This is a genomic window from Streptococcus sp. HMSC072C09, assembly GCF_001813105.1.
Classification (GTDB): Bacteria; Bacillota; Bacilli; order Lactobacillales; family Streptococcaceae; genus Streptococcus.
Genome location: NZ_KV811485.1, coordinates 155,444 through 168,533, shown reverse-complemented (window position 1 = coordinate 168,533; position 13,090 = coordinate 155,444). Strand labels below are relative to the sequence as shown.

The following is a 13,090-nucleotide window of genomic DNA, read 5'->3' as shown; positions in this document are numbered from 1 at the left end:
GTAAAAATAAAAAAAACTGAGAAAAACTCTCAGTTTTTTTACTTGTTTTTCCGATGTTTGTCTGGATCCCATACAAAGCTTGCTAAGTAACTAAAGAGCAAGGTCAAGATGCCCACGACTAAGACAAGGGGAATCAAAAGGATTTTTAACAAGCGAATCAAGATAAAAGGTTTTGTTGGGGTGTTGATTGCTTGTGCTTCCGCATCCAAGCGATCAAACTCCTCTTGGATACGGCGAGCAACCTCTGCCACTCCTTCGTCATTCATCTTTTTAATATCCGAAATATCAATGGGATGTCCAAAGTTCATATCAATGCGTTCACCTGTTGCCAACCCTTTCAAGTCTCTTGGACCAGTATAAGTCACTGGCATGATACGGACCTTCGCCATTTTGGCAATGATGGCAACACCGCCTTTGACGTCTTGAGAATGACGGCTTCCACTTGGGAACATAATCAAAGAACGGTTGCTCTTTTTCAGCATATTGACAGGATACTTAATGGCTTCTGCTCCTGGATTTTCACGGTCGATCGGAAAAGCCCCACACATGCGAATCCACCAGCCAAAAATACGATTGGTGAAGAGCTCTTTTTTCGCCATAAAGATAAACTGCTTTGGCTTGGTCGCAAAGGCCATATAGACCGGATCCCACCAAGTCCGGTGAGGCGATACCAAGATGTAGTTCTCTTTTCGATCTGGAATATTGTCCTTATGATGGTAATGGGCATTCCCATTTAAAACCCAAAGAATAAAGGCAACAAGGCCACGTAAATAGGTATAAAACATAGTTGTTCCTCAAATCCATTTCATTCGTCTCTCTACAAGATATTCCATCCTGTAAAAGGTTCTTTCTTATTATACCGTATCCTGATTTTGACCGCAAACCTTTTTTAGATAAAAATTGTCTCAGCGGACCGATTCTAGATAGTCTTTTTCTCAAAAAAATGATATCATATTGTCTATGGAAACTATTGATTTAAAGGGCTTGTCCCTCAGTGAAGTCCGCAAGAAAATGGATCGCGGACAAACCAATGATTTTACAACGAATACAAGTACCAGTACCTGGCAAATTATCAAGCGCAACGTCTTCACCTTGTTTAATACCTTAAACTTTGTGATTGCTGTGGCCTTGGCTGCTGTACAGGCCTGGAGCAATATGATCTTTTTCGCAGTCATTTGCTTCAATGCCATTACAGGGATCATGACCGAGATGCGCGCCAAGCGGATGATTGATAAGCTCAACCTCATGAGTCGTGAGCTAGTGACTGTCATTCGTGACGGGGAAAAAGATGCGATTCCACCAGAAAAGCTTGTTCTAGGTGATTTAATGCTCTTGTCTTCGGGTGAGCAGATCCCTAGTGATGCCGAAGTCATGTCTGGTATCGCTGAAGCCAATGAAGCTATGCTGACTGGTGAGAGTGATCTGGTCTTAAAAGAAGTTGGTGATGAACTGCTTTCTGGTAGTTATATTGCCAGTGGTCAAGTCTATGCCCGTGTCAAGCGAGTTGGAGCAAACAACTATGCCAACAAACTGATGATGGAAGCCAAGACCTTGAAACCTATCAATTCGCGTATTCTTTATAACTTAGCGAAAATTTCAAGCTTCACTGGTAAAATTATCATTCCATTTGGCCTTGCCCTCTTCTTTGAAGCATTGTTGATCAAGATGCTGCCAATCAAAGATTCTGTCGTGAATTCTTCCACAGCTCTCCTGGGAATGTTGCCAAAAGGAATTGCCTTACTGACAGTTACGTCTCTTTTGACAGCGGTTATTAAGCTCGGCATGCGCAAGGTTCTTGTCCAAGAAATGTACTCAGTAGAAACCCTGGCGCGTGTGGATACCTTGTGCCTTGATAAGACCGGTACCATCACCCAAGGGAAGATGACAGTTGAAGCTCTCCATAGCTTATCTGATCATTTTTCTGAGGAAACCATCAAAGTTATCCTTTCAGCTTACATGCAAAATAGCGAGGACACCAATCCTACTGCTCAAGCTATTCGCAAGGCTTATGGGGAGTTGGAGCATGCCTATACTGCGGAAAATATTATTCCTTTCTCAAGTGATCGGAAATGGGGAGCCATGCACCTATCCAACCTTGGAACCGTCTTTCTCGGTGCTCCTGAAATGCTCCTGAAAGAAAATCCAGCTGCTGTCGTCGAAGCACAAGCTCGTGGATCGCGCGTGCTCGTCTTGGCTCACAGTTCAGAACTGATCAGCATGCAGGAATTGAAACTGCCTGAAAATCTTGAAGGGATTGCAGTTATTGAGATTACAGACCCCATTCGTGAAGGGGCTTCAGATACTCTTGAGTATTTGCGCTCTCAAGGAGTGGATCTCAAAATCATCTCCGGTGACAACCCTGTGACGGTCTCTTATATCGCTCAACAAGCTGGCTTCAAAAATTATGAGAACTACATTGATTGTTCAAAAATTTCTGATGATCAATTAGTGGATCAAGCAGAAGAAACAGCTATCTTTGGGCGCGTGTCCCCTCACCAGAAAAAACTGCTTATCCAAACCTTGAAAGCAGCTGGTCGGACAACTGCTATGACAGGAGATGGGGTCAATGATATCCTTGCTCTTCGCGAAGCAGACTGCTCCATCGTAATGGCTGAGGGAGATCCTGCAACCCGTCAAATTGCCAATATTGTTCTTTTGAACTCTGACTTTAATGACGTTCCAGAAATTCTTTTTGAAGGCCGTCGTGTGGTGAATAACATTGGACGAATCGCTCCAATCTTCTTTATCAAAACGATCTATTCCTTCCTCTTGGCTATCATCTGTATTGCCAGTGCTCTCTTCTTTAACGTCAACTATTTGCTGATTTTCCCTTTCATCCCTATTCAAATCACCCTGATTGACCAATTCGTCGAAGGATTCCCACCATTTGTGTTGACCTTTGAACGCAATATCAAACCGGTTGAAAAACACTTCTTGAGACGTTCCCTTCTGTTAGCCTTACCAAGCGCCTTGATGGTCGTCTTTAGTGTTTTGTTCATTCGCCTTTGGGGAGCAAGCCATGGTTGGTCTGCAGCCGATATGTCTACTGTATCCTACTACTTACTTGGATCCATCGGTTTCCTATCCGTTATCCGTGCTTGCCTGCCACTAAATATCTGGCGGGCCCTCCTCATCCTCTTCTCTGTAGTAGGATTCTACGCATCTGCGATCGTGTTGAAAAACTTGATCGAGATTTCCCTCCTTACAGCCACTACTTTCCCAGTTTATCTGGCATTGATGGCCATCTTTACAGGAGTCTTTATCCTCACTACAATTCTCCAAAAATATGAATTTGATTAAAAAAGTTGAGAGTAAAAACTCTCAACTTTTTATGTTTTATCGATCTTTCCCCAGGCCTCTTTTCATGCTATAATAGAGCCATGACAGATATCGAATTAAAAGACGGCGAGCGCGTCAATCAACTTTTTTCAAGTGATGTGAAAATTATACAAAATCGGGAAGTCTTTAGTTATTCCGTGGATAGCGTCCTGCTCTCGCGCTTTCCAAAATTGCCCAAGCGGGGCTTGATCGTAGATCTCTGCGCTGGAAATGGGGCCGTGGGACTTTTTGCGAGTACTCGGACAGAAGCCCAGATCATTGGTGTCGAAATACAGGAACGTCTGGCGGATATGGCAACCCGCTCCATTGCTCTCAATGGCTTGAACCAGCAAATGTCCATGATCACCGATGATCTCAAGCATTTACCCCAACATATCAAGGGCAGTAAGGTGGATATTATCCTCTGCAATCCCCCTTATTTCAAGGTGGATGAGCATTCCAATCTCAATGAGAGTGAACACTACCTCTTAGCTCGACATGAAATTACGACCAATTTAGATGAGATTTGCCATGTGGCTCAGCGAGTTCTTAAATCAAATGGCCGCTTAGCGATGGTCCATCGTCCAGATCGCTTCTTGGATATCATCGAAACCATGAAACGTTACAATCTTGCACCTAAGCGGATCCAGTTTGTCTATCCCAAAGTGACCAAAGAGGCGAATATGTTGTTGATTGAGGCGATCAAGGATGGCTCACTGGATGGTTTAAAAATTCTGCCTCCCCTCTTTATTCACAATGAAGACGGCAGCTATACAGACGAGATTCATGAGATCTACTATGGAAACTAAGGCTTACATGTATGTCCTAGAGTGTGCGGATGGCTCCCTCTACACTGGCTACACCACGGATGTTGAAAAACGCCTAAAGACTCACAATGCTGGAAAAGGCGCCAAATATACACGGGCTCGCCTCCCCGTTAAACTTCTTTACCAAGAATCCTATCCAGATAAACCCTCTGCTATGTCTGCCGAGGCTCTCTTTAAAAAGAAATCACGCCAAGCAAAGCTAAACTATATCAAAAAGAACCGTCGGACTCCTTAGTCCAACGGTTTTTCATTTACAAAATGGTGATACGGTACTGGTGACTCCGTGTTTCTTGAGGAGCCAACTGGATCACACCTTTTTTATCTTCGAAGAAATCGCCCTCTTCTGCAGATGTGGAAATACCCGTCCAAGGCTCCAAGGCAATGAAAGGCCCCTTGTTATTGGTAGACCAAAGGACGAGATTCTCAAAATCTGCAAAGGCAAATTCCAAACCTTTACCAGATTTTTTCGAGAGGAGCTGCACAGATTTAGAAGCTAATTGATCTAAAATAATGGCGTCTTTTTCAAATAGTTCATGGCGCAAAGGTAGGCTACGACTATGGTCTAAAAATGGCGTCCGCTGCAGGCGATCAACCAACCCGGTTTCTGTGAACAAGAGAGGAACGCTACAGCTTTCTTCTTTTTCAAAAATCAACTCGTAGTCTTCATAGTCTTCATCTGCTAAAAGGGGACAACGAAAGGCTGGATGCCCTCCAATGAAATAAGGCATGACTTGATCTGACTCTAAATTTTGCACGCGATAGGTGATGGTGATCTCTTTCCCCTGCAATTCATAGATAATTTCCACTCGAAAATGGTAGGGATAATTTTGTAAGCTTTCGTCGTTATAGGTAATTTCAAAGACAAGACGATGGTCTGTTTGTTCTTTGAGTTCAAACTCTCTCTTCCGAATAAGGCCGTGTCTTGGAAGCTGGCCTGTCTTCACTCCATCTTTTAGATGATACTGCACTTGACCATTACGAACACTCCCGCAAATCGGAAACAGAACCGGCGCTTGTCCTGACCAATACTCTGGATCCCCTTTCCAAAGATATTCTATGCCTTCCTTACTTCGAATGGAGCTCAATTCCCCACCAAATGTCTTAAATTGTAATTCTAGATCACCATTTTTTAATGCAATCACCATGGGCGACACCTCTTTTTAATTAGTATAGTTATTATATTCATTATAACCTTTTAGAAGAGATTGTCAATTTTTATTTTTCTAGTCAAAAATTTTAAAAAAATAAGAAAAAATCCTTGACAAGGCTTGGAAATAATTGTAGACTTAATATGTTAACAGAAATATTCCATTTTAGGAATTCATTCTTTCTGTTTTCTGACTTTTTTAGGATGCTCCTTATCATGATACATTTTTTCTAAAAGAGTCAGTTATCATTTAGGTCTCCTTATAAATATACAAGGGTTAACAGCTAGTTAACCCTTGTATTTTTGATTTTCATTAAAAAGACGGCCTATTGCTAGACCGTCTTTAGGACTTATTTATCCCCTTTGTTGCGGATGACAAAGCCATTTTTCTTTTCATTAGAAGTACGATGAGGACGTTTGTTGCCTTTACCTTCAAAGTCTCGGCTATTTTTATTCGACTTGCGTTTGAAATCACGGCGTCCACCTTCACGGTCATCTCTGCGATTTCGGTCACGGCGTTGGTCTCCACGACGGCCATTTCCACGGCCCCCTTTGCCTTTCCCACCAAAGCCACCACCAGATGGTTTAAATGGCAATGGTTTTTCACGCGCAATTTCAACTTCTGGAAGACTATCTGGATCTTGAACGGTCAAGCTTAAGATATACATAGCCAATTCTTCAGGAGTGAATTCTGCAGCCAATTTGCGAGCATCCTTACCAAACTTCTCAAAGTTCGTTCGGATTTTTTCATCCTCAAAGTCTCGCTCAATTTTCTTCAGCGCTACTTGTTTTTTCGCTTGGAAGGCTTCTGCTGCTGTTGCAGGTTTCATTCCCTTCATCCGCTTTTTAGTCAAGTTCTCAATGATTTGCAAATAGCCCATTTCATTTGGCGATACAAAGGTAATGGATTGCCCTGTTTTCCCAGCACGACCTGTCCGTCCGATCCGGTGAACATAGCTTTCTGGATCTTGTGGAATATCGTAGTTGTAGACATGGGTCACACCTGAAATATCCAAGCCACGTGCCGCAACGTCTGTTGCTACCAAGACGTCCAAGTTCCCATTTTTAAAGTCACGAAGGACTCGGAGACGTTTGTTTTGATCCAAATCACCGTGAATTCCTTCTGCTCGGAAGCCACGAATCTTCAAGCCACGAGTCAATTCATCGACCCGGCGTTTTGTCCGACCAAAGACGATAGCAAGCTCTGGTTGCCACACGTCCATGAGACGAGTCATGGTATCAAATTTTTCGCCTTCTTTGACACGAATATAGTATTGATCGACCAAATCGGTTGTCAATTCTTTGGCCGCAATCTTAACGTGTTCTGGCTCTTTCATAAACTGAACACCGATTCGTTTGATGGCTTCTGGCATCGTTGCTGAAAAGAGCAAGGTTTGGCGTGTTTCTGGGACACGGCTAATGATGGCTTCGATATCTTCCAAAAAGCCCATGTTGAGCATTTCATCTGCTTCGTCCAAGATCAAGGTTTCAATATGATTAAGTTTCAAGGCCTTGCGCTTGATCAAATCTAGCAAACGGCCAGGTGTTCCCACAACGATATGAGCACCTGACTTCAAGGCTTTGATTTGCTTTTCAATGCTTGATCCACCATAGACAGAGCGGACTTTAACACCCTTGCTGCGTCCAAAACGGAAGAGTTCTTCCTGACTTTGAACCGCCAACTCACGCGTCGGGGCAATAACAAGGGCTTGGATTACTGTGTTATCGACATCAATCTTCTCCAAAGTTGGAAGACCGAAAGCAGCTGTTTTACCGGTCCCTGTTTGCGCTTGACCAATGACATCTTTTCCTTCAAGGGCCAAAGGAATGGTTTGTTCTTGGATAGGGCTTGCTTCTACAAAGCCAGCTTTTTCGATTTCTGCTAATAATTCAGCAGATAAGTTAAATTCATTGAATTTCAATTCTTTCTTCTTTCTAAAAAGTGGTGCGAAGCCACTTTATCACACTTCTTTCAATGCGAAAACGCACTGATTGCATAGGAAGTCACCTTCCCGGTCACCTGTCGCAAGACTCATCTAAAGAAAAACTAGTCCGTCTGTTTAAGACTACAATTTCTTTAGAGAAAAATGTTTTGCGTCCTAACGGATGTTGTTGGCTAGTATCGTTTTTCAAACAAATAGGCCACAAGATCCTACTTGCGGGAGTCTTCTTTCGAACAGAATCCTTCCATCTGTTCTGCCTCCCTAGCATTTCTCTCATACAAGTTTGCAACTTATCTAGTATAACACAATGAAGAGGTAAATGATAGTCACAGGAGACTAATTTTATTTTTTAGGAAAAAATCTTAGATAGCTTTAAATCATAAAAGTGACACAAAACCTAGCCGGGATAGGTTTTCTTCATGCAATCATCTAATATACTTCATCATTGGAGTATAAAAAAATCGGAAAACTTTTATTTTTTGGTAACTCTTATCTTGCGTTTTTACAAATAAATATGTATAATACAGTTAGTATCTAAAATATTTCTGTATAAAGAAATAGGATCATTTTATCTGATTCAACGATTTATTCTAAGTTCTGATTTATTTAGAACCACTCAGTACTATTAAATCTACTCCTACTATTTCCAAGAAGATTTTGTACAGTCGATGAACTATTCACACTGCCCCTTCTTTGGAGAGGAGGGCAGGTGTCTAGATGGTTCCTATTTCTCAGATTATTCTAGATACGAAGAGGCTCGGATTTCTCCAAGCCTCTTTTTTTTATCTTTTTTTCACAATCCACCGCATGACCTTTGCCAAAATGAGCCATAATATAAAGCTACATAGGGATACATAGATCCAAGCATTGGGATCCTCTGTCATCGGAAGAGGGATATTCATTCCAAAGAAACCTGTGATAACGGCTAAGACCGCCAACAAGGCTTCAAAGATGGTTAGGGTTGTCAAGTTATCATTCAAGTTGTTGTTTAGGATATTGTTGTATGATCCAGACAACTGCTGTAAGACATTCGAAATCAACTCAGTCATCGAAACCAACTGACGCGCTTCGATCATGGCATCATCAAACTGCTCTTTTTCAACATCATTCATCCTGCGATAAATGGCATGCGCTTTGATATGTTCTAGCAACATCCGATTTTGCTTGGCTGCCGCGACCAGATACACCATACCGGTCTCAAGGTCAGACAGGGCATAAAGATTCTTTGTCGTCGTTGTCTTTCGAAGCAAACGATTGAGTTCATCTTTGTGCTTATCTAAGCGATCAATAATCGGATAATAAGCATTACTGATCATTTCAAGACCTGCAAAAAGCAACTTATAGATCGACAGCTCCCCATGGCTTTCCAAATAGCGAACCATTTGTTCAATGATATAGGCATTGTCCTGATTACTGATGGTCACGAGTCGCGTATCTTGAACGATAAAGGTCATGGGGATGGTTTCGTAGTATTCCTTGTCCTTTTCTAAATCCAATACATTGTAGATAAAGGTGATCGTTCCGTTTTCTCGATTGTAATCCATATGGGCACGTTCGTTCTTATCCATCGCGTACTCAATGGTTTCTTTGTCAATATCGTATTTTTTATAAAGATATGAATTTTCAGCAATCAAATCCGAGTCGATATTGATCCATTTCCGATCTTGACCCAATTGTTTATCGATAAACATTCCGTCTCCTTTCTCAACTGTTCTCTATCAAAATGATTATTTTATTTAAAGACCGCACTGGCTAATGCTTGCTGAATTTCGATGACACTGTTGTCACTCTTGAATTGTAAAACTTCTGAAGGTTCCACTGCTGAAGAAACCCAGATTTTTAATTCGGCATCCAAATCAAAATGACCGGAAGTTTCTACTGAAAATCGAGAGATGGAGCGATAAGGAAGGGATTTGTAGGATGTTTTCTTCCCTGTTACTCCTTGCTTATCCACCAAGATCAAACGAAACTCTGTAAAGACGATTAAATCACGAATCAAGCTAAAAGCAAGTGTGACTTGCTCTCCCGGCACCAAGATATCTTCCAGATCTCTTTCTACTTTATCAACATTCTTTTGAGAGGCATTGCCCATCAAACCACTTAATAATCCCATTATTTCTCCTTTAAAAGCGAAAACGGATCTTATCCGTTTTCTTATTCTATTGTTATGGATCGGTTTTGAATCGTTCCTTATCCCATCTTTTCTTCCAGCTCAACATCTGGATACTTATCCGCAAACCAGCGGAGGGCAAAGTCATTTTCAAAGAGGAAGACTGGTTGGTCAAAGCGGTCCTTCGCCAAGATATTTCGGCTTGAAGACATGCGCTCATCTAAGTCTTCTGGTTTGATCCAGCGAACGGTCTTTTTACCCATTGGGCTCATGACCACTTCGGCATTGTATTCATTTTCCATCCGGTGCTTAAAGACTTCAAACTGAAGTTGACCAACAGCACCAAGCATGTATTCACCTGTTTGGTAATTGGTATAGAGCTGAATAGCTCCTTCTTGCACCAATTGCTCAATCCCTTTGTGGAAGGATTTTTGCTTCATGACGTTCTTAGCTGACACTTTCATGAAGATTTCAGGCGTAAAGGTTGGCAGGGGTTCAAATTCAAACTTGTTTTTGCCTACTGTCAAAGTATCTCCAACCTGATAAGTACCGGTATCGTAAACCCCGATGATGTCTCCTGCTACAGCATTGCTGACATTTTCACGGCTTTCGGCCATAAATTGAGTTACGTTAGATAACTTAGCACCCTTACCAGTACGAGGCAGGTTGACGCTCATCCCACGCTCAAATTCGCCAGATACGATCCGCACAAAGGCGATCCGGTCGCGGTGACGAGGATCCATATTGGCTTGGATTTTAAAGACAAAGCCTGAGAAATCCTTGTCATAAGGATCGACAAGTTCTCCATCTGTCTTCTTGTGGCCGTGTGGCTCCGGGGCAAACTTGAGGAAGGTTTCCAAGAAAGTCTGTACTCCAAAATTGGTTAAGGCTGAGCCGAAGAAGACGGGAGTCAATTCACCCGCAAGGATGGCTTCTTCTGAAAATTCATTTCCAGCTTCTTGCAAGAGTTCGATATCATCTTTTACTTGCTCATAGAAGGGGTTGTTGGCAAAGAGCTTGTCTCCGTCTTCTAGACTCGCAAAACGTTCATCCCCTTTGTAGAGTTCCAAACGTTGGTTATAAAGATCATAGAGTCCCTCAAAGGCTTTCCCCATCCCGATCGGCCAGTTCATTGGGTAACTGGCGATACCTAAGACTTCTTCCAATTCTTGTAAGAGATCCAGTGGCTCACGACCGTCCCGGTCTAGCTTATTCATAAAGGTAAAGACGGGAATGCCACGGTGTTTCACAACCTCAAACAATTTCTTGGTTTGAGCCTCAATCCCTTTGGCAGAGTCTACCACCATGACGGCAGCATCCACCGCCATCAAGGTCCGATAAGTATCTTCTGAGAAGTCCTCGTGCCCTGGCGTATCAAGGATATTGACCCGTTTGCCATCATAGTCGAACTGCATAACAGATGAGGTTACCGAAATCCCACGTTGTTTCTCAATATCCATCCAGTCAGATTTAGCAAAGTTTCCTGTTTTCTTCCCTTTTACGGTACCGGCTTCCCGAATCTCTCCCCCAAAGTAGAGCAACTGCTCTGTAATCGTCGTTTTACCAGCATCCGGGTGGGAGATAATGGCAAAGGTACGGCGTTTTTTAATCTCTTCTTGTACGTTCATATTCCTAATTCTTTCTCTTTTTATTTTCTGATAAATTTACAAATTCATCTTTACATCGGATCTCTCCTCAATTTCTCTATCTCTCCTATTATAGCGAAAATAGGCACTTTTTTCAACGATGATTCTTCTTTGAGAGCAAAAAGAAAGACTAAAATCCGTAGATTCTAGTCCTCTCATCATGACTGTTAGAAGGCTCCAAATCCTCCGCCACCGCCACCATCAGAAAAGCCACCGCCGTCAAAGCCACCACTGCCATCTGAGGAGTTAGTAGAGAAGCTTGAAACGCTATAGGAATCATCAGCATAACTCATCAAGGTAGAGCCGTCTAGGAAGGAATTTGAGGAGGTCGTTAGCCAAACAACAGTGTCCCAGTTTTCATATGGCAAGGAAATCTGATGATTTTTGAGTACCTGACTCACTTTTTTAGCTTGACCATACATAGTTGCATAGACTAGGATACGATTCCATAGAACAACACTCTCCAGTTCTGCTTGATTGAAATTTGGAATACTTTCGATCATATTTCGAAAGGCCATCCATTCAAATTGTTCATCCAAGTTCTCTAAGGATTGGAGATGTTCTTCGCGAATTTTCACAAGAATATAAAATGGAATGAAGAAGACGACCAACAATACAATCATCCAAAAATAGAAGGAAGATAGGTGGGAACCAAATCCAAAAGATAAGAAACACATGCTCACAAATAAGATCAGTAAGAGCCAAAAATGTAAGGCACAGCCTGTTTTTGAAAAAGCTTCTTCTTTTTCAGATAAGTCTCTAAAATAAGAAGGCAATCCTAATTTCGCAATCTCCTTCTCTACCCCTTTTGACAATTGCTGGGCATCTTTTTTTAACAGTGATTGAACGTCATTTCCGACCTTTCGAATACGGTCTCGTTGGGTGTCTGATTTAGCAGCTCGAAAGTCTTTTTTTAGGGCTACTTTGTCGATTTTATACCTTGAAAATACTTCACTGATATTGATTTGAGATTCTTGATCAAAGATCATTTCAATAAACTTCAATTCAAAATCAGCCAAGCCTTCATAATGGAGACAGGTCAAGGTTTCCCCATTTTCATCCCTAGTCAACCGAAGATTTCCTCGATCAATAAGATCTAACATAGTTGCCTGGATGAGATGATTAAATTTTAGTTGCCCCTTCTCTCTAGACATCACCATCCGTTCAAAATCAAGTTGATACAGTGCCTTAGCTAGGACAAGAGGAGGTAAATTCTGTGGTGGTTCGTATAATCGTACTCCTTTTGCAATCCGACGAGTTCTGGTACTGATAAAATACCGGATCCATGGAATGAAAGCTAGGATAAATAAAAGAACCGATACAATTGGAACGACCTTGAGTAGAAGGGTCCGATAGAGGAACGTTTTTTGTTCAATGGATTTCTCTTTTTTGAGAAATTTCTCTTTTCCATTTCCCTTGTTAATCTCATTTGCTTGGTCTCGACGCAGGGCCTCTGTCATTGGCCAATAGGCATGCAGTTCGAGCTTACCATTTTTTGGAAAATCCTTTGTCCAAATATGATAACCAGTTGCAGTCCGTTCGACTTGGGCTGGTGGATTAAAGTAACCAGTATGGGCATACAGTTTTCCCTGCTTGGCATCCAAGCCATCCACATAAAAATCTAATTTCGCGACTTTCTCATCTCCATCTGAAATAGGAAACCAATTCAGTTCTGCAATATCCTTGTAGAAAGTCAAGAGATGATCAATCTTCCATTTTACTTTGATCTTGACCGTTCCTCCGACGATACGGGCATTGTATATTTTTAATTGCCGACCATCTTCCAGGTCTGTCTCCTCTACACGAATCTCACGTTTTTCCCCATCCACATAGGCTTCCACTTCAGGATGACGATGAATCTTAAACCCTTTTGGAAGAGGATCAGCGCTTCCTAAGGTCACATATTGACCATGATAGCCTGTCTGAAACTGATAGGTAATCTCTTGTGTAAATGTTGCTTGGCTATCTTCCTGCAATTGGAGGTGTCCTACATAGGATTCAATCGAATAGCGAACTTCATCATCTGCATGTGCGATCGTGATTGTACAAACCAAACTCCAAATGAGGGAAATCATTAGCAAGAAACGCTTCATATATTC

At 41.9% G+C, this 13,090-nt stretch carries 10 protein-coding genes; 3 read left to right on the top strand and 7 right to left on the bottom strand.

What is annotated here, in order from left to right; genetic code table 11:
- Window positions 1-38 precede the first annotated feature (38 nt).
- On the bottom strand, window positions 39-785 hold the full coding sequence (locus tag HMPREF2893_RS00905) for a lysophospholipid acyltransferase family protein (RefSeq protein WP_070673821.1): 747 nt from the start codon (window positions 783-785) through the stop codon (window positions 39-41).
- Between the two features lie 175 nt (window positions 786-960).
- On the opposite strand from HMPREF2893_RS00905, the gene HMPREF2893_RS00900 reads away from it, so the two are divergent.
- The 3 genes from HMPREF2893_RS00900 (at window position 961) to HMPREF2893_RS00890 (ending at window position 4,380) form a co-directional block, all read left to right on the top strand.
- Complete coding sequence (locus HMPREF2893_RS00900) at window positions 961-3,300, top strand: cation-translocating P-type ATPase (protein WP_070673820.1); 2,340 nt, start codon at window positions 961-963, stop codon at window positions 3,298-3,300.
- 80 nt (window positions 3,301-3,380) lie between these two features.
- Window positions 3,381-4,127: a tRNA1(Val) (adenine(37)-N6)-methyltransferase gene (locus HMPREF2893_RS00895; protein ID WP_021152863.1), complete on the top strand. Its 747-nt coding sequence runs from the start codon at window positions 3,381-3,383 to the stop codon at window positions 4,125-4,127.
- Entirely contained in the window at window positions 4,117-4,380 is a 264-nt protein-coding gene (locus HMPREF2893_RS00890) for a GIY-YIG nuclease family protein (RefSeq protein WP_004219743.1), read from the top strand. Before HMPREF2893_RS00895 ends, HMPREF2893_RS00890 begins: the two co-directional genes overlap by 11 nt.
- Before the next feature lie 16 nt (window positions 4,381-4,396).
- Here HMPREF2893_RS00890 and HMPREF2893_RS00885 read toward each other — a convergent pair whose 3' ends face one another.
- The 6 genes from HMPREF2893_RS00885 to HMPREF2893_RS00860 all read right to left on the bottom strand — a co-directional run bounded on the left by HMPREF2893_RS00885 (window position 4,397) and on the right by HMPREF2893_RS00860 (window position 13,084).
- Entirely contained in the window at window positions 4,397-5,290 is an 894-nt protein-coding gene (locus HMPREF2893_RS00885; protein ID WP_070673819.1) for an aldose 1-epimerase family protein, read from the bottom strand.
- Window positions 5,291-5,642: 352 nt separating this feature from the next.
- Window positions 5,643-7,214, bottom strand: a complete 1,572-nt coding sequence (locus HMPREF2893_RS00880; RefSeq protein ID WP_070673818.1) for a degradosome RNA helicase CshA — start codon at window positions 7,212-7,214, stop codon at window positions 5,643-5,645.
- Window positions 7,215-8,017: 803 nt separating this feature from the next.
- Entirely contained in the window at window positions 8,018-8,926 is a 909-nt protein-coding gene (locus tag HMPREF2893_RS00875) for a magnesium transporter CorA family protein (protein ID WP_049472123.1), read from the bottom strand.
- A gap of 41 nt (window positions 8,927-8,967) precedes the next feature.
- Entirely contained in the window at window positions 8,968-9,348 is a 381-nt protein-coding gene (locus HMPREF2893_RS00870; protein ID WP_003015210.1) for a PH domain-containing protein, read from the bottom strand.
- A gap of 77 nt (window positions 9,349-9,425) precedes the next feature.
- The gene (locus tag HMPREF2893_RS00865; RefSeq protein WP_023917622.1) at window positions 9,426-10,973 is read right to left on the bottom strand and encodes a peptide chain release factor 3; all 1,548 of its coding nucleotides are present in this window, start codon (window positions 10,971-10,973) and stop codon (window positions 9,426-9,428) included.
- A 185-nt stretch (window positions 10,974-11,158) separates the two neighbouring features.
- On the bottom strand, window positions 11,159-13,084 hold the full coding sequence (locus HMPREF2893_RS00860; RefSeq protein WP_049490996.1) for a DUF2207 domain-containing protein: 1,926 nt from the start codon (window positions 13,082-13,084) through the stop codon (window positions 11,159-11,161).
- Window positions 13,085-13,090 lie beyond the last annotated feature (6 nt).